This is a genomic window from Duganella sp. SG902 (assembly GCF_013376005.1).
Lineage (GTDB): Bacteria > Pseudomonadota > Gammaproteobacteria > Burkholderiales > Burkholderiaceae_D > Rugamonas.
On sequence record NZ_JABMJK010000004.1, the window covers coordinates 76,802 to 92,865 of the forward strand.

Here is a 16,064-nt window from a genome sequence, read left to right on the forward strand (position 1 = left end):
GCCGGTCAGTCCTGGTCGGCGTTGTCCTCGGTATCGTCTTTCGGGATCACCTTGACCAGCAGGATGCGCGGACCGTTCATTTTCTTGGCGACGATGTCAAAACCGCGGAAGCTGATGCGTTGTCCCTGTTTCGGGATATCGCCCAGCTTCAGCATGATCAGGCCGCCCACCGATTCTACCTCTTCCAGGCCCAGCTCTTCATTTTCAATGTCGATGCCCAGGGTGCGCTCCAGCGAGAAGATCGGCAGGCTGGCCTTGCCGATCAGGGTGCCGTCCGGCTGCTTGAGCCAATCGTTCTCGTTGAGGCGGAACTCGTCGTGGATCTCGCCCACCATGGCGCCCAGCAGATTGTCCAGCGTGATGAAGCCGACCGGGCGCTTGCCCTTTTCGCCGATCAGGGCGAAGTGGGGGGCGCCGTCGCGGAAGCGGCGGAACTGTTCCAGCGCCGGGGTGCGGGCGGAGATCGTCTCGACCGGGCGCAGGAAGGGCACCAGGTCGTTGATCGGCTTGCCGGACTGCATGGCGAAGAACAGATCCTTCAGGTGCACCACGCCCAGCACGGTCTCGCCATCCTTGTCGTAGTAGGGGTAGCGGCTGAAGCGGTTGCGCAGCATGGTGTCGAGGTTGTCGTTGAGCGAACGGGCGGCGTGCAGGCTGATCACCTCGTTAATCGGGCGCATCAGGTCGGACACCGCCAGGTCGCTGAAATCGAGCGAATGGGCCAGGATGTTGCGTTCGTCCTGATTGAACTTCTCGCCTGGCTGGCTGGTGCGCAGGATCAGCTTCAGCTCATCGACCGAGTAATGGCTGTCATGGCCGCCCTTGCCGGACAGGCCGGCCAGGCCCAGCACCATATTGGCGCTGGCGTTGAGCAGATAGATGAACGGGTACATGGCCCAGTAAAAAGCGTACAGCGGAATCGCGCTCCACAGGCTGACCACTTCGGGCATGCGGATCGCCATCGACTTCGGCGCCAGCTCGCCCACCACGATGTGCAGGAAAGAGATCACGCCGAACGCGAACACGAAGGCGATGCCGTGCACCAGCTCGGGCGAGGTGATGCCGACCAAGGTCAGCAGCGGTTCCAGCAGGCTGGCGAAGGCCGGCTCGCCGACCCAGCCGAGGCCGAGCGACGCCAGCGTGATACCGAGCTGGCAGGCGGACAGATAAGCGTCCAGCTCGCCGTGCACCTTGCCGAGGATGCGCCCCTTGAGTCCCTGTGTCTTGGCGATGGCGCGCACCCGCGTTTTTCGCAACGTGACGATGCCGAATTCGGCAGCGACGAAGAAACCGTTCAAAGCAACCAGGAAGATGGCGAGAACGACAAGCAGGAAGTTTTGCATAGGGGCCGAGCGGCGGAGTTCCGTAATTGAAACCTGCATCTTAAACGATAATCCGGGGTCAGGTCCTCCATTTCTACACGCGCTCTGCCGTAGGACGGGCCCTACTGCAGAGCGCGTGTAGAAATGGAGGACCTGACCCCGGAGTTAGGCGAACAGGCCCGCGTGGACTTCGTTCATGATCGCCTCGATCGCCGGGTGGGTGATCTTGCGGGCGTTGGAGATGGCGTAGAAGTGCTCGCGCAGCTCGGGCGCGTTGCCTACGAGTACGGCGCCGAACTGGTCTTCGATGTCCTGCGCCAGCGCCGACGGCGCGAAAAACAATCCCAGGCCGTTGCGGCCGAAGGTGTTTAGCATGGCGTTGTCCTCGAACTCGCCGACGATTTCCGGCCGTACCTTGTGTTGCACCAGCCAGGCGTCGATGCGTCCGCGTAAAGCATTGTTGCGGGTCGGAACCAGCAGCGGCGCGCCGTCCAGGCTGGCCGGGAAGTTGCGCCGGTATTTGCGCGCCAGCCTCGGTACGCCGAACAGTTTCATGTCGCTTTCGCCCAGCAGGTGGCTGAATACTTTCAGGCTGCCCCCCGCGCGCACGGTGCGGTCGGTCAGCACCACGTCCAGTTTGCCCAGCGCCAGGTCGGCCAGCAGGTTCTCGAATTCGTCCTCCATGCATACCAGCCGCACCTGCGTGCCCATGCGCTGGGTCGCCTGCAGCAGGCGGTAGGCGATCAGCTTGGGCAGCGAGTCGGAGATGCCCACCGTCAGCCGCATCTTGCCGGTCTCGGCTTCTTCCAGCGCGTCCTGCAACTGGTCGCCCAGCGCGAAGATCTGCTCGCAATAGCTGAGCGCCAGCTTGCCCGCCTCGGTCGGCACCAGCCGCCGCCCCTGCGGTTCGAGCAGCTGTTTGCCGATCGATTGTTCCAGCGAGGCGAGCTGCATGCTGATGGTCTGCACCGCCAGCCCCAGACGCTCCGCGGCCCGCGTCACGCCCCCTTCCTTGGCCACCATCCAGAAGAAATACAAGTGCCTGAAGTTGAGTCCGTTGTTTTTCATTGTTCTATTTTTACGAAGTAATACTTCAATTATCTTCTATTTTTCAAAGTGTCGGTTTTCTTTACACTGCGCTCCATTGATCGATAACTATGAAAGAAGACGATGCAGCACTTCAGAATTTCTTTCCTCGTCAGCTTGATCTGCCTTGGCTTGGCGGGCTGGTGGGGCTATGAGCTGGCCGGATGGGGCGGCGCCTTGTCGGCCTTCGGCGTGGCGCTGATCCTGGCCGCGATGGAGGTCTCGCTGTCCTTCGACAACGCGGTGGTGAACGCCTCGGTGCTGAAGGGCTGGGATGAGTACTGGCAGAAGCTGTTCCTCGGCGTCGGCATCATCATCGCGGTGTTCGGCATGCGGCTGGTGTTCCCGCTGGTGATTGTGGCGGTCGCGGCCGACATGAGCATCGTCGATGTGTGGACGCTGGCGCTCAACGATCCGAAGACTTATTCGACCCACCTGACCAATCACCACGCCGAGGTGGCGGCATTCGGCGGCATGTTCCTGCTGCTGGTGTTCCTGAACTTCCTGCTGGACGCGGAGAAGGAAACCCACTGGCTCGGCAATTTCGAGAAGAAGCTGGGCTCGCTGGGCAAGATGTCCTCGATCTCGGTGATGATCGCCATCGGCGTGCTGCTGGCCTCGATGGGCCTGGTGGAAGAGGGTCAGAAGCTGGTGGTGCTGATTTCCGGCCTGTGGGGCATCCTGATCTACGTCGGCGTCGACGGCATCAGCAGCCTGCTGGAGAAGGAGGAAGAGGGCGGCGGCAATGTGGGTGACATGGTCAAGCGCGGCGGTATCGGCGGCTTCCTGTACCTCGAGGTGCTCGATGCTTCGTTCAGCTTCGACGGCGTGATCGGCGCCTTCGCGATCACCACCGACGTTGTGATCATCATGCTGGGCCTGGCCATTGGCGCGATGTTTGTCCGCTCGATGACGATTTACCTGGTGAAGAAAGGCACGCTGGACAAGTTCCTGTACCTGGAGCACGGCGCCCACTACGCGATCGGTATCCTGGCCGCGATCATGTTGGCAAGCATGAAGTTCCATGTGCCCGAGATCTTCACCGGCCTGATTGGCGTGGCGTTCATCGCGGCATCGGTGTGGTCCTCGGTGCGCCACCGCCGCCAGCAGGAAGCGCTCGCCGTCACGGCGTAAAGAATCCGGCGGGCCGTTTTATACGGACAACGGCCCGCCCCTTGTAGTACCCAAGTCCGGTTTTCATTTAAGGAGCATTACAAATGGCAATCAGTCTGCAAAAAGGTGGCAACGTTAATCTGAGCAAGGAAGCTCCCGGCCTGACCAAGATCGTGGTCGGCCTAGGCTGGGACGCGCGCAGCACCGACGGCAGCCCCTTCGACCTGGATGGCTCGGCCTTCCTGCTGAAGGTGGATGGCAAGGTGCGCAACGACAGCGACTTCATCTTCTACAACAACCTGAAGTCGGCCGACCAGTCGGTGGCCCACTCGGGCGACAACCGCACCGGCGCCGGCGATGGCGATGATGAAACCGTCACCATCGACCTGACCAAGGTGCCGGCCGATGTCGAGCGCATCGCGGTGTGCGCCACCATCCACGAGGGCGACGCCCGCCGCCAGAACTTCGGCATGGTGCAGAAGGCGTACATCCGCACCGTCAACGGCGCCACCAACACCGAGATCGCCCGCTACGACCTGTCGGAAGACAGCTCGACCGAGTCGGCCATGATTTTCGGCGAGGTGTACCGCAACAACGGCGATTGGAAGTTCAAGGCCGTCGGCCAGGGCTTCAAGGGCGGCCTCGGTCCGCTGGCCGGCTCGTTCGGCGTCGGCGTTTAATTCACGGTAAAGGACTCGTTAATCATGCCTGTATTTACGATCACCGGCGACTTCGATCCCTTCCTCCATGTGTCGCTGCGCCGGGGAGAAAAAATCTACTGCGAATCCAACGCGATGGTGATGATGGAAGAGGCGCTGGAACTCAAGGGCAAGATGACCGGCGGCATCGGCGCGGCGCTCATGCGGCGCTTTGCCAACGGCGAGTCCTTCTTCCAGCAGCATATCGAGGCGGTGCGCGGCGACGGCGATTGCCTGCTGGCGCCCACCCTGCCTGGCGCGCTGCAGATCCTCGACGTCGGCCACAACCAGTACATGCTGAGCGACGGCTGCTTCGTGGCCGCCTCCGACAGCGTGGAGCTGAAGGTGCGCACCGAGAACGTCGGCAACGCGCTGTTTGCGCAGAGCGGCGGTTTCTTCATCACCGAAACCAGCGGCGTCGGCCAGGTGGCGGTGTCGGGCTTCGGGGGCATCTCGGAACTGGAGGTGGAACCGGGGCGCGACGTGATCATCGACAACGCCCACGTGGTGGCCTGGGACAGCCGTCTGCGCTACGACATTTCGATGACGACCAGCGGCAGCGGCGGCTTCCTCAGCAATCTGGTGAATAGCCAGACCAGCGGCGAGGGCATGGTGCTGCGCTTCTCGGGCAAGGGCAAGATCCTGATCTGCTCGCGCAACAGCGCGGCGCTGCAATCGTTCCTGATGCGCCAAAGCGCACAGTAATCAATAGGAGTAACTATGTCAGTCAATTTAAGCAAGGGCCAGAAAATCTCTCTGGAGAAGGAAGCCGGCGGCGCACTGGGCCGCGTGACCATGGGCCTGGGCTGGGACGCCATCAAGACCAAGGGTTTCCTCGGTTTCGGCGCCAAGACCGAAGCGGTCGACCTGGACGCCTCGTGCGTGCTGTTCGACGAGGGCCACCGTCCGGTGGACGTGATCTTCTTCCGTCAGCTGAAGAGCAAGGACGGCAGCGTGGTCCACACCGGCGATAACCGCACCGGCGCCGGCGACGGCGACGATGAGCAGATCAATGTCGACCTGAACGCCGTGCCGTCGAACATCAAGAGCCTGGTGTTCACGGTGAACAGCTTCACCGGCCAGACCTTCGCGCAGGTGGAGAACGCGTATTGCCGTCTGCTGGACGCCGGCAGCGGCAAGGAGGTGGCGCGCTTCAACCTGTCGGTGCAGGGGCCGCATTCGGCGCAGATCATGGCCAAGCTGTATCGCCACAACGGCGAGTGGAAGATGCACGCGATCGGCGAGAACGGCAACGGCCGCACCTTTGACGATCTGCTGCCGCAGATAGCCACCCACCTGTAAAACGAGTTTCGCGCTGTGTGTTTTAAGCGGAGCACTGTACCGGCAGTGCCCCGCTTTTTTTTCGTCAGAAGGAGTGACGAATGCCCAGGCTGAGCATGGTGGTGCGGGCGTCGATGTTCTGGCCGGCGCCGGAGAACAGCGGCACTTCCTGCGTGCCCAGCGGGATCAGGATCGAGCCGGGACCGCCGGCCAGCGGCAGCGGCGTGGCGCTGCTCACGACCACGTTGCCGCGCTTGTCCTTGATGCCGCCGAAGCGCGTGTACAGCGCGGTACGCTTGGAGAAGTTGTAGTCCACGCCCAGCATCAGGCCGCGATCCTTGCCCTTGGTGTAGTTGGTGAAGTAGGTGTTGAGGAAGGCTGCGGTCAGGTCGAACGCGCCCACCGGATGCTTGATGGTGGCGGTCCAGGTACGCACTTCCGGATCGGTGTTGCCGCGCAGCGAGAACTGGGCGTTGTGGCCGGCCACCGCGATCGAGGTGCCGATGCCGGGGAAGGTGTACTTGGCCGCCGCCATGAAGGAGGTGAAGCGCTCGCCGAAGAACAGCGGCACCAGCGTGGTGCCCGACACCACGCCGATCGGCACGTTGTCGAAGTTGTTGCGGTGGTAGGACGCCAGCGCCACCAGCTCGTCGGTACGATACGCGATCATGGCGCCGGCGGTCTTGCCGCGGCCGCTGGCGGTTTCCGCGCCGGCCGTCAGGCCGCCGACGATCTGGCCGGTGGTGCCCGTGGCGACCGGGGTCGACGAGGTGGCCACCGAGCGCGCCGCGCTGATGCCGCTGCCGATGCCGGAGTTGGTGGCGTAGGAGGCGATCGCGGTCCACGGGCCTTGCTTGATGGCGTAGCTGATCTGGTTGTCCTGCCAGGTCTGCACGGTGTTGACCACCAGGCCGGCGGCCAGCAGGTCGGTGCTGCCGATGGCTTCCGGCGTCACCAGGTAGTAGGAGATCAGCATCGGGCTGGCCTGGCGGCCCAGCTTGACCTCGCCCACCGGCGTGGTCAGGCCGACGTAGGCCTGGCGGCCGAACAGGCGGTTGTCGTTGGCCAGGCCGCCGTTGTCGATGGTCACGCCGCCTTCCAGCACGAACAGGCCGCGATAGCCGCCGCCCAGGTCTTCCACACCGCGGAAGCCGATATTGCTCTGGCGCGTGTGCGACGGGGTGAGGCGGGTGGTGATGGTGGCGGGCGCCGCGATGCGGTTCGGCACCGGGGTGCCGCCGCTGACACCGAACAGGGTGCCCTGTACATTGCCCTCGCCCTTGTCGATACGATCGAGGCCTACATCGAGCGTGCCGTAAATGGTGACGGAAGATTGCGCGACGGCGTGGCCCGACAGCAGGGCAAGCGCGGACAGGCAGGCTGCGTAGGCGGCAGTTCTCTTCATGTGGTGTGTCTCCGTTGTTATGTTGTAGCTCGACTCTATAGCAGCGCGCCAAAATTAGCACGAGTGTTCATCGCAATCCGTGGCTGGAAATACACACTTGCCAATTTGTACGCGCACTAGCGTTTTGAAAGTGAGCGTGCGGAAATTTCGGTCGTGCGGCAAAATGCGCGTTCGGGCAACGCGGCAAGGGCGGCTTATGCAAAGCGGTACAAACACGGCGCGCGCTCCGGTCGACAGCAAGTGGATCGCCTTGCTGGTGGCGGGCGCTTTCTTCATGGAGAATCTGGACGGCACCGTCATCACGACGGCGGTGCCGGACATGGCGCGTTCGTTCGGCGTGGCGCCGCTGGCGCTCAACGTCGGCGTCAGCGCCTACCTGCTGACGCTGGGCGTGTTCATTCCGATCAGCGGCTGGGTGGCCGAGCGCTTTGGCGCGCGCCGCGTGTTCGCCGCCGCGCTGGCGATCTTCACGCTGGCGTCGGTGCTGTGCGGCATGGCGCACAGCCTCGCGGAGTTCGTCTGGCTGCGCGTGCTGCAAGGCGCGGGCGGCGCGATGATGGTGCCGGTCGGCCGCCTGGTGGTGTTGAACAACACGCCCAAGGACAAGCTGATCGGCGTGATCGCGACCCTGACCTGGCCGGCCCTGGTGGCGCCGGTGCTGGGGCCGCCGGTGGGCGGCTTCATCACCAGCTATGCGTCGTGGCGCTGGATTTTTTATCTCAACCTGCCGCTGGGCCTGATCGCGCTGGCGCTGGCGTGGCGGCTGATTCCCGATCAGCCTGCGGCTGAAAAACGGCCGTTCGACTGGCCCGGCTTCCTGTTGAGCAGCAGCGCCTTGCTGTTGCTGACCTGGGGCGCGGAAGTGGTCGGCGGCCAACAGCCGGACTGGCGCGAGGCGGGCGTCTGCCTGGCGCTGGGCGCGCTGCTGCTGGCCGCGCTCGGCTGGCACCTGAGGCGCGCCGCGCGCCCGCTGATCGACCTGTCCGCGTTCGCGATTCCCACCTTTGCCATCACCATCGTCGGCGGCTCGCTGTTCCGCATGGCGATCGGCGCCGTGCCCTTCCTGCTGCCGCTGATGTTCCAGCTCGGCTTCGGGCTGGACGCCTTCCATTCCGGCCTGCTGGTGATCGCCGTGTTCGCCGGCAACCTGATGATGAAGCCGGCCACCACGCCTATCCTGCGCCGCTTCGGCTTCAAGCCGGTGATCCTGGTGAACGGCCTGGCCAACGTCGGCGCGCTGGCCGCCTGCGCCTTGCTGACGCCGTCCACGCCGGTGTGGCTGATCGCGGCCGTGCTGTTCGCCGGCGGCCTGACGCGCTCGATGCAGTTCAGCGCCCTCAACACCATCGCCTTCGCCGACGTGCCGCAAGCGCGCATGGCGGCGGCCAACACCTTGTTCAGCACGGCGTTCCAGGTGGCGCTGGGACTGGGCGTCGCGCTGGGCGCCAGCGGCGTGCGGCTGGGCCACTGGAGCGCGCAACTGCTGGGGATCGCCGAGAACCCGGCCATCGATTACCGGCTGGCTTTCCTGCTGGTGGCGCTGGTCAGCCTGCTGGGATTGGCCGATGCGTTGCGGCTTGCTAGCAACGCCGGCGAACAAGTTGCCAAAGGCGGCGCGCGTTAGCGCTATAATGTTTCCATGGAAAAACTAAGAGACTTCTCGGAAATCGTCAGGCTCGCCTCTCGCGGCGAGCTGGTCTTTCCTACCAGCGTGAACGCGGCGTTGCGCCTGCAACTGGCGCTGGCCGACCCCGATTGCGAGACGGACGACGTGATCCGCAAGGTGCTGGGCGAGCCGCAGCTGGCCGCGCGCACCGTGGCGCTGGCCAACGCGGCCGTGTTCAACCGCAGCGGCGTGCCGGTCACCAGCGTGCGCGCGGCGGTGCAGCGGGTCGGCTACCGCAATCTCTACACCATGGCCGCCGCCATGGTGGTGCGCCAGTTCGGCGCCCGCATCCGCGACGAGCGCCTGCGCCGCCAGGCCGACCAGCTGTGGCGCCACACGGCCCACGTGGCGGCGCTGGCGCGCGTGATCGGCGCCCGGCTGACCTCCACCGATCCCGACACCGCGCTGTTCGCCGGCATCGTGCACGAGGCCGGCGGCTTCTACCTGCTGTCGCGCGCCGACGAGATGCCGGGGCTGCTGGACGACCCGGCCGAGTGGATGGGCGCGGCGCAGGAAATCATCGCGCGCGAGATGATGAAGAAAATGCACATCCCCGAGCCGGTCAGCCAGGCCATCGTCTCGCTGCGCGGCGCCACCCTGACGCCGCCGCCGCTGGGCCTGCGCGACACGCTGCTGCTGGCCAAGCGGCTGGCGCCGGTGCGCTCGCCGCTGCCGGCCGGGCAGGACAGCCCGTCGCTGGCCGGTTTCATCGACGACAACGCGCTGCTCGACCAGATTCTGCTGGAATCTGCCGACGAGGCCGCCTCCATGAGCGCCGCCTTGCTGGTTTAAGCCACAATCTGTGGCGAAAATGATGTTGAAGACACAATTGGACCGCGAAATCTGGCAATATGCGCATCGCTTTGCGCGTGATAGCGTGTATCCTAATGTCGTCATACAACAGTAGAAAACCATGAACCAGACCGTTTCCGTGGCCGCCGCCGCGCCCAAGAAGAAGCACCGCAACCTCGCCCAGGGCGTGGTGGAGAGCTTCACCAACAGCATCCAGGCCGGCACCCTGAAACCGGGCGAAAAACTGCCGACCGAGTCCGTGATCATGGAAATGCACGGCGTCAGCCGCACGGTGGTGCGCGAGGCGATCTCGCACCTGCAGGCCGCCGGCCTGGTGCAGACCCGCCACGGCATCGGCACCTTCGTGCTGGAGCCGCAGCCGGCCAACATCTTCGCCGCCGACACCATCCGCACCATCGGCGACGTGCTGTCCATCCTGGAGCTGCGCATCAGCCTGGAGACCGAGGCCGCCTGGCTGGCCGCCACCCGCCGCAGCGACGAGCAGGTGGAGCAGATGGACGCCGCGCTCAAGCGCATCGTCGCCTCGCAAAACCGCCAGGGCGCGGTGGAGTCGGACAAGGCCTTCCACCTGCTGATCGCGCAAGCCACCGGCAACCGCTATTTCGTCGACATCCTGAGCGACCTGGGCAACACCATCATCCCGCGCGCGCGGCTGGACTCGGCGCAGCTGGCGCATGACGACCCGGTGGCCTACCAGGAGCGCGTCAACCGCGAGCATGACGACATCTACCACGCCATCCTGCGCAAGGACGCGGAGGCGGCGCGCGCGGCCATGCGCACCCATCTGAGCAACAGCCGCGAGCGCCTGCGCCGCGCCCAGCAAGAGGTCAGCACCACGCAGTAACGCTTAAACAACGCTTGCGGCGGCGATCGGACAGTTTGCGTTAAATCGCTTGCTTCCAACCGTATCTAGTTGTACGATGTCATACAACACGACACGAAATGTCGTCCCCATCCTCACCAGACGTCAATATTGGAGACTGTAATGCAACCGAATGACCTGAAAAAAATCCTTTCCTCCGGCCTGCTGTCGTTCCCGGTCACCGACTTTGACGCCGAGGGCAACTTCCGCAAGTCGACCTACATTGAGCGTCTGGAATGGCTGGCCCCGTACGGCGCCAGCGCGCTGTTCGCCGCCGGCGGCACCGGCGAGTTCTTCTCGCTGACCCCGCAGGAATACCCCGAGATCATCAAGACCGCCGTGGATACCTGCCGCGGCCAGGTGCCGATCCTGGCCGGCGTCGGTGGCCCGACCCGCGTGGCCGCCGCCTACGCCAAGGAAGCCGAGAAGGCCGGCGCCCAGGGCCTGCTGCTGCTGCCGCACTACCTGACCGAGGCGTCGCAGGACGGCCTGATCGCCCACGTGGAAGAGGTCTGCAAGGCCACCAATCTGGGCGTGGTGGTCTACAACCGCGCCAACTGCCGCCTGAGCCCAACCTCGCTGGCCATCCTGGCCGACCGTTGCCCGAACCTGATCGGCTTCAAGGACGGCATCGGCGACATCGAACTGATGGTGTCGATCTGGCGCAAGCTGGGCGACCGCTTCAGCTACCTGGGCGGCCTGCCGACCGCCGAAGTCTACGCCGCCGCCTACAAGGCGCTGGGCACGCCGGTGTACTCGTCGGCGGTGTTCAACTTCATGCCGAAACTGGCGATGGACTTCTACCACGCCGTCGCTTCGGACAACCACGCCGAGCAAAACCGCATGATCGACGAGTTCTTCCTGCCTTACCTGGAGATTCGCAACCGCAAGGCCGGCTACGCCGTGTCGATCGTCAAGGCCGGCGCCAAGCTGGCCGGCCACGACGCCGGCCCGGTGCGCGCACCGTTGACCGACCTGACCGCCGAAGAAACGGATATGCTGCATAAACTGATGCTCAAGCAAGGCGCTCAATAATCGGTTAAGCTATTAGTTAAATCGAAAAACAAATTCAAGCGCGGCCTCGTCCGCGCTTTTCACACATGAGGAGCCGCAAAATGCAAGTCGCAGGAGAAATGATTATTGGCCGCACCGCCTTCGTTGGTAAAGAAGGTACTGTCAAGGCCGTCGACCCATCGCGCAATGTGGAAATCGAACCAGCGTTCGGTCTGGCCAGCGCGGCCGACCTGCAACGCGCCGCCGAACTGGCCAATGCGGCGTTCGACGTGTACCGCGCCACCGGCCTGGAGCAGCGCGCGAAATTCCTGGAAACCATCGCCGACCGCATCATGGATCTGGGTCCGACCCTGATCGAGCGCGCCATGCAGGAAACCGGTCTGCCGCAAGCCCGCCTGGAAGGCGAGCGTGGCCGTACCGTGGGCCAGCTGCGCCTGTTCGCGAAAGTCGTGCGCGACGGCCGCTTCCAGACCGCCACCCTGGACAGCGCGCTGCCAGACCGCGCGCCGGCACCGCGCCCCGACCTGCGCCTGCGCAAGATCGGCCTGGGTCCGGTCGCCGTGTTCGGCGCCTCCAACTTCCCGCTGGCGTTCTCGGTGGCCGGCGGCGATACCGCCTCGGCACTGGCGGCCGGCTGCCCGGTCATCGTCAAAGCCCACTCGGCCCACCTGGGCACCTCGGAACTGGTTGGCAAGGCGGTCGCCAAAGCCGTGGAAGAGTGCGGCCTGCCGGAAGGCGTGTTCTCGATGCTGATCGGCTCCGGTCAGACCATCGGCCAGAACCTGGTGGCGCATCCGTTCATCAAGGCCGTGGGCTTCACCGGCTCGCGCGCCGGCGGCGTGGCGCTGATGCAAACCGCCGCCGCCCGCAAGGAACCGATCCCCGTGTACGCGGAGATGAGCTCGATCAACCCCGTGTTCCTGCTGCCGGGCGCGCTGGACAATCCTAAGCTGCCGCAGGCGTTCGCCGATTCGCTGACGCTGGGCGCCGGCCAGTTCTGCACCAACCCCGGCCTGCTGATCGGCCTGAAGTCGGACAAGCTGCAAGCCTTCGTCGACGCGGCCGCCGGCACCATCGGCGCCAAGCCGTCGCAGACCATGCTGACCCCGGGCATCCACAAAGCCTACACCAGCGGCGTCAAAGGCTTGGCTGGCGTGGAAGGCGTGAAGCAGGTGGCGGTGGGCCAGGCGGGCGATCTGCCATGCGGCGCGCAAGCGTTCCTGTACCAGGTCGACGCCAAGCGCTTCCTGACCGACCCGGCGCTGGAGGGCGAAATCTTTGGCCCGACTTCGCTGCTGGTGGTGGCGGAAAACGAAGAGGAACTGCTGGCTGTGGCCGAGCACCTGGAAGGCCAGCTGACCGGCGCCGTGCACGCCACCGCCGACGACAAGGCGCTGGCCACCAAGCTGCTGCCTATCCTGGAGCGCAAAGTGGGCCGTATCCTGTTCAACGGCTTCGGCACCGGCGTGGAAGTGGCGCACGCCATGGTCCACGGCGGCCCGTTCCCGTCGACCTCGGACAGCCGCACCACCTCGGTGGGCGCGTCGGCCATCGACCGCTTCCTGCGTCCGGTGTCGTACCAGGACGTGCCGGCCTACCTGCTGCCTGAATCGCTGCAGGACGCCAACCCGCAGAAGATCCCGCGCGTTGTGAACGGCGATCTGGTGGTATGGAACGCGTAACTGGCGTTCAATGCACGGTGGGCGAAAGCCCGACGTGGAGCGCGGCCGAAGGCGCCTGGTACTGGGTCGATATCCCGGCCCGGCGCGTGTGGCGCCTGGACGGTTCGAGCGGCGCCGCGCGCTATTGGGACAACGCCGAGATGGTCGCCTGTGTGGCGGCCAAGGCTGGCGGGGGCCTGATCGCGGGCATGGAGACCGGCATCTTCAGTCTTGAGCTGGGCGCGGATCAACACGCGGCGGCGCTCAAGCTGGCGGCGCCGGCTTCCGGCTTGGGCGAGGGCATGCGCTTCAACGATGGCCGCTGCGACCGCCAGGGCCGCTTCTGGGCCGGCACCATGTTCATGGACATGAGCGCGGCGCGCGCGGTGGGCCAGCTGTATCGCTACGACGCGGCGCGCGGCATCTCGGCTCCCTTCGTGTCCGAGCTGCTGACGCAGAACGGCACGGCGTTCTCGCCGGATGGCCGCACCATGTACCTGTCGGACTCGCATCCGAAGCGGCGCATGGTGTGGGCGTTCGACTATGATATCGCTGATGGCGTGCCAAGCAACCGCCGCGTGTTCGCCGACATGACCGGCGAAACCGGCCGTCCGGACGGCGCCGCGGTCGATGCCAACGGCTGCTACTGGGTGTGCGGCAACGACGGCGGCTACATCGCGCGCTTCACGCCGCAGGGCAAGCTGGATCGCCGTGTGGAAGTGCCGATGCTGAAGCCATCCATGTGCGCCTTCGGCGGCAAGGATCTGGACACCCTGCTGGTCACCTCCATCGTCTCCGGCAAGCCGGAGGACGCGGAGTGGGGCGGTTCGGTGGTCATGCTGACCGTTGGTGTCAAAGGCGTGGCTGAAACGCCGTTTGGAGCATGATCATGGGGCGGATACTGCTACGGTGTCTGCCCTTGTTGTTTGCGGCCCTGCTGGCCGCCTGCGCGACCGCACCGCGCGAATACAAGAATCCCATCATCCACGCCGACTACTCCGATCCCGATGTGATCCGCGTCGGCGATCAGTATTATCTCGTTTCCTCAAGTTTTAACAACGCGCCGGGCCTGCCGCTGCTGCAGTCGCCGGACCTGGTCAACTGGACCCTGGTCGGCCACGCCTTGCCGCAGCTGGTGCCGACGGAGGTCTTCGCCAAACCGCAGCACGGCAAGGGCGTGTGGGCGCCGTGCCTGCGCTACCACGACGGCAAGTTCTGGATCTTCTATCCCGATCCCGACTTTGGCATCTACGTGATGACGGCAAAAGACTTCGCCGGTCCGTGGAGCACGCCGCATCTGCTGGCCGCCGGCAAGGGCCTGATCGATCCGACGCCGCTGTGGGATGACGACGGCCAGGCCTATCTGCTGCACGCGTGGGCCAGGAGCCGGGCCGGCTTCGCCAACGTGCTGACGCTGCGCCGCATGGCGCCGGACGCCAGCCGCCTGCTGGACGACAAAGGCACCGTCATCATCGACGGCAACAAGCTGCCCAAGTACACCACGCTCGAAGGGCCGAAGTTCTACAAGCGCGATGGCTACTACTACGTGTTCGCGCCGGCGGGCGGCGTGGAGTTCGGCTGGCAGTCGGCGTTCCGCTCGCGCAGCATCTACGGGCCGTATGAGGACCGCATCGTGATGGCCCAGGGCGGCTCGCCGGTGAACGGCCCGCATCAGGGCGCGTGGGTGCGGACGCCGCAAGGCGAGGACTGGTTCATCCACTTCCAGGACAAGCGCGCCTACGGCCGCGTGGTGCACCTGCAGCCGATGATCTGGCGCGACGGCTGGCCGCTGATCGGCAAGGACGTTGGCGGCGCCGCCGGCGAACCGGTGGCGGGTTACCGCATGCCGGTGGCGGGCCAAGCCACGGCCGCGCCACCGATCAGCGATGAATTCAACGGCGCGAAGCTCGGCCCGCAGTGGCAGTGGAACGCCAACTGGCAGCCGTCCTGGTACGCGCTGGGGGACGGCAAGCTGCGCCTGTTCGCGCAGCCGCGCAGCACCAATCTGTGGGACGTGCCGTCGCTGCTGCTGCAAAAGCTGCCGGCTGAAACCTTCACCGTCACCACCAAACTGGATGCCTCCGGCTTGGGCGATGGCGGCGTGGCGGGACTGGTCATGTACGGTTCCGATTATGCGTGGCTGGGCACGCGCCGCAGTGACGGCCGCACCCAGCTGGCGCTGGTGAGCTGCTACAAGGCAGACGCCAACTGCCACGAGCAGCAGGAGGCTGGCGTGGAGCTGCCATCCACGCAGGTCTGGCTGCGCATGCAGGTGCTGGCCGGCGGCGTGACGCAATTCTCCTACAGCGTCGATGGCGCCAAGTACACCCCGATCGGCGCGCAATTCACGGCGAAGATGGGGCGCTGGGTCGGCGCCCAAATGGGCCTTTTCAGCGCCGGCCCCACCGACCACGCCGACATCGACTTCTTCCGCGTCACCCCTTGATGCGTTTGGCCTACGTCAAACGGGATATGCTGACGATGATGGGGGAGCGGGTGCGTCGTGCCGACTCCAATGCCGCTAAGTTAAGACCCGTCATTCCCGCGCAGGCGGGAATCCATGCTGAACTTATGACCACGCGCCCTATGGATTCCCGCCTGCGCGGGAATGACTTAGCGGCAGCTGGCGAAAACAGGACTGTGGAACGAAGAAGTGATTACTGCTTCTTCATGGTCATCTTGAACTGGGTGACCCATTTGTCCTTCACGTACATTTCGCTGAAGGCTTCATAGGCGTCTGTCTGGATGGTCCAGTGGGCGCGGTAGGGCAGGGTTTGGCCGCCGGCGATGTACTGCGCCTCGGGGAACTCCAGGCCGCTGATCGAGGGCTTCATGGTGCCACGGCTGAAGCCTCCGGTGTTTTCCACGTACAGGTAGGTCACAAGCTTGGTGGCGGAGTCGTAGTAGTACAGCGTCTCGCCAACGTAGTCCGGCTTGCCCGGCGTGCGCACGGTGTGGATGTCGCGCAGCGCCTGGCCGTCCAGCGCCCAGGAGAAGCAATGCTCGTCGGTCTGCTTCCCGCCGGGGAATTCGCCCTTCCAGCAATGCCCCGCGAGGAAGGCCATCGGCTTGAGCGCGTCCGCGGGTGCGGCTTGTGCGGCGGTAGAGGAAAGCATTAACAGCAGGAGCAATGGACGCATGGC

The 16,064-nt window shown here is 65.0% G+C and carries 15 protein-coding genes; 11 read left to right on the forward strand and 4 right to left on the reverse strand.

All coding sequences use genetic code 11. From position 1 onward, the window contains the following. Positions 1–5: 5 nt before the first annotated feature. Together FHW83_RS09740 and nhaR are read right to left on the reverse strand one after the other, a co-directional pair. Complete coding sequence (locus FHW83_RS09740; RefSeq protein WP_176646167.1) at positions 6–1,343, reverse strand: hemolysin family protein; 1,338 nt, start codon at positions 1,341–1,343, stop codon at positions 6–8. Positions 1,344–1,487: 144 nt separating this feature from the next. Continuing rightward, positions 1,488–2,390 (reverse strand): transcriptional activator NhaR, encoded by a 903-nt coding sequence (gene nhaR / locus FHW83_RS09745; protein WP_176646168.1) that lies wholly within the window; start codon positions 2,388–2,390, stop codon positions 1,488–1,490. 102 nt (positions 2,391–2,492) lie between these two features. Here nhaR and FHW83_RS09750 point away from each other — a divergent pair, with 102 nt between their 5' ends. The 4 genes from FHW83_RS09750 (at position 2,493) to FHW83_RS09765 (ending at position 5,521) form a co-directional block, all read left to right on the forward strand. After that, positions 2,493–3,542, forward strand: coding sequence for a DUF475 domain-containing protein (locus tag FHW83_RS09750; RefSeq protein ID WP_176646169.1), 1,050 nt, complete (start codon positions 2,493–2,495; stop codon positions 3,540–3,542). A gap of 83 nt (positions 3,543–3,625) precedes the next feature. Further along, complete coding sequence (locus tag FHW83_RS09755; RefSeq protein WP_176646170.1) at positions 3,626–4,201, forward strand: TerD family protein; 576 nt, start codon at positions 3,626–3,628, stop codon at positions 4,199–4,201. A gap of 24 nt (positions 4,202–4,225) precedes the next feature. Then, positions 4,226–4,924 carry a TIGR00266 family protein gene (locus tag FHW83_RS09760; protein ID WP_176646171.1) on the forward strand — a complete coding sequence of 233 codons (699 nt, stop codon included), beginning with the start codon at positions 4,226–4,228 and terminating at the stop codon, positions 4,922–4,924. Between the two features lie 15 nt (positions 4,925–4,939). Next, positions 4,940–5,521 carry a TerD family protein gene (locus tag FHW83_RS09765; RefSeq protein ID WP_176646172.1) on the forward strand — a complete coding sequence of 194 codons (582 nt, stop codon included), beginning with the start codon at positions 4,940–4,942 and terminating at the stop codon, positions 5,519–5,521. A 64-nt stretch (positions 5,522–5,585) separates the two neighbouring features. On the opposite strand, the gene FHW83_RS09770 is transcribed toward FHW83_RS09765, so the two are convergent. After that, positions 5,586–6,905 (reverse strand): porin, encoded by a 1,320-nt coding sequence (locus FHW83_RS09770; RefSeq protein WP_176646173.1) that lies wholly within the window; start codon positions 6,903–6,905, stop codon positions 5,586–5,588. Between the two features lie 196 nt (positions 6,906–7,101). Between FHW83_RS09770 and FHW83_RS09775 the strand changes: the two genes are divergently transcribed. The 7 genes from FHW83_RS09775 to FHW83_RS09805 all read left to right on the forward strand — a co-directional run bounded on the left by FHW83_RS09775 (position 7,102) and on the right by FHW83_RS09805 (position 15,367). Continuing rightward, complete coding sequence (locus FHW83_RS09775; protein ID WP_176646174.1) at positions 7,102–8,529, forward strand: MFS transporter; 1,428 nt, start codon at positions 7,102–7,104, stop codon at positions 8,527–8,529. 15 nt (positions 8,530–8,544) lie between these two features. Continuing rightward, positions 8,545–9,363, forward strand: coding sequence for an HDOD domain-containing protein (locus FHW83_RS09780; RefSeq protein ID WP_176646175.1), 819 nt, complete (start codon positions 8,545–8,547; stop codon positions 9,361–9,363). A 121-nt stretch (positions 9,364–9,484) separates the two neighbouring features. Next, positions 9,485–10,228 (forward strand): FadR/GntR family transcriptional regulator, encoded by a 744-nt coding sequence (locus FHW83_RS09785; RefSeq protein ID WP_176646176.1) that lies wholly within the window; start codon positions 9,485–9,487, stop codon positions 10,226–10,228. A 141-nt stretch (positions 10,229–10,369) separates the two neighbouring features. Beyond that, complete coding sequence (gene kdgD / locus FHW83_RS09790) at positions 10,370–11,281, forward strand: 5-dehydro-4-deoxyglucarate dehydratase (protein WP_176646177.1); 912 nt, start codon at positions 10,370–10,372, stop codon at positions 11,279–11,281. An 80-nt stretch (positions 11,282–11,361) separates the two neighbouring features. Then, the gene (locus tag FHW83_RS09795; RefSeq protein ID WP_176646178.1) at positions 11,362–12,942 is read left to right on the forward strand and encodes an aldehyde dehydrogenase (NADP(+)); all 1,581 of its coding nucleotides are present in this window, start codon (positions 11,362–11,364) and stop codon (positions 12,940–12,942) included. After that, positions 12,930–13,808 carry an SMP-30/gluconolactonase/LRE family protein gene (locus FHW83_RS09800; RefSeq protein WP_176646179.1) on the forward strand — a complete coding sequence of 293 codons (879 nt, stop codon included), beginning with the start codon at positions 12,930–12,932 and terminating at the stop codon, positions 13,806–13,808. Before FHW83_RS09795 ends, FHW83_RS09800 begins: the two co-directional genes overlap by 13 nt. Positions 13,809–13,810: 2 nt before the next feature. After that, positions 13,811–15,367 (forward strand): glycoside hydrolase 43 family protein, encoded by a 1,557-nt coding sequence (locus FHW83_RS09805; RefSeq protein WP_229224116.1) that lies wholly within the window; start codon positions 13,811–13,813, stop codon positions 15,365–15,367. Between the two features lie 211 nt (positions 15,368–15,578). Here the strand turns inward: FHW83_RS09805 and FHW83_RS09810 are convergent, their stop codons facing one another. Continuing rightward, a complete protein-coding gene (locus FHW83_RS09810; protein WP_176646181.1) occupies positions 15,579–16,061 on the reverse strand; it encodes a hypothetical protein in 483 nt (160 codons plus the stop codon). Between the last annotated feature and the right edge of the window lie 3 nt (positions 16,062–16,064).

What these genes read in the sequence shown, in the direction of transcription:
- FHW83_RS09740 (WP_176646167.1), bottom strand. Translation starts at nt 1,343, where the DNA reads ATGCAAAACTTCCTGCTTGTCGTTCTCGCCATCTTCCTGGTTGCTTTG.
- nhaR (WP_176646168.1), bottom strand. Translation starts at nt 2,390, where the DNA reads ATGAAAAACAACGGACTCAACTTCAGGCACTTGTATTTCTTCTGGATG.
- FHW83_RS09750 (WP_176646169.1), top strand. Translation starts at nt 2,493, where the DNA reads ATGCAGCACTTCAGAATTTCTTTCCTCGTCAGCTTGATCTGCCTTGGC.
- FHW83_RS09755 (WP_176646170.1), top strand. Translation starts at nt 3,626, where the DNA reads ATGGCAATCAGTCTGCAAAAAGGTGGCAACGTTAATCTGAGCAAGGAA.
- FHW83_RS09760 (WP_176646171.1), top strand. Translation starts at nt 4,226, where the DNA reads ATGCCTGTATTTACGATCACCGGCGACTTCGATCCCTTCCTCCATGTG.
- FHW83_RS09765 (WP_176646172.1), top strand. Translation starts at nt 4,940, where the DNA reads ATGTCAGTCAATTTAAGCAAGGGCCAGAAAATCTCTCTGGAGAAGGAA.
- FHW83_RS09770 (WP_176646173.1), bottom strand. Translation starts at nt 6,905, where the DNA reads ATGAAGAGAACTGCCGCCTACGCAGCCTGCCTGTCCGCGCTTGCCCTG.
- FHW83_RS09775 (WP_176646174.1), top strand. Translation starts at nt 7,102, where the DNA reads ATGCAAAGCGGTACAAACACGGCGCGCGCTCCGGTCGACAGCAAGTGG.
- FHW83_RS09780 (WP_176646175.1), top strand. Translation starts at nt 8,545, where the DNA reads ATGGAAAAACTAAGAGACTTCTCGGAAATCGTCAGGCTCGCCTCTCGC.
- FHW83_RS09785 (WP_176646176.1), top strand. Translation starts at nt 9,485, where the DNA reads ATGAACCAGACCGTTTCCGTGGCCGCCGCCGCGCCCAAGAAGAAGCAC.
- kdgD (WP_176646177.1), top strand. Translation starts at nt 10,370, where the DNA reads ATGCAACCGAATGACCTGAAAAAAATCCTTTCCTCCGGCCTGCTGTCG.
- FHW83_RS09795 (WP_176646178.1), top strand. Translation starts at nt 11,362, where the DNA reads ATGCAAGTCGCAGGAGAAATGATTATTGGCCGCACCGCCTTCGTTGGT.
- FHW83_RS09800 (WP_176646179.1), top strand. Translation starts at nt 12,930, where the DNA reads ATGGAACGCGTAACTGGCGTTCAATGCACGGTGGGCGAAAGCCCGACG.
- FHW83_RS09805 (WP_229224116.1), top strand. Translation starts at nt 13,811, where the DNA reads ATGGGGCGGATACTGCTACGGTGTCTGCCCTTGTTGTTTGCGGCCCTG.
- FHW83_RS09810 (WP_176646181.1), bottom strand. Translation starts at nt 16,061, where the DNA reads ATGCGTCCATTGCTCCTGCTGTTAATGCTTTCCTCTACCGCCGCACAA.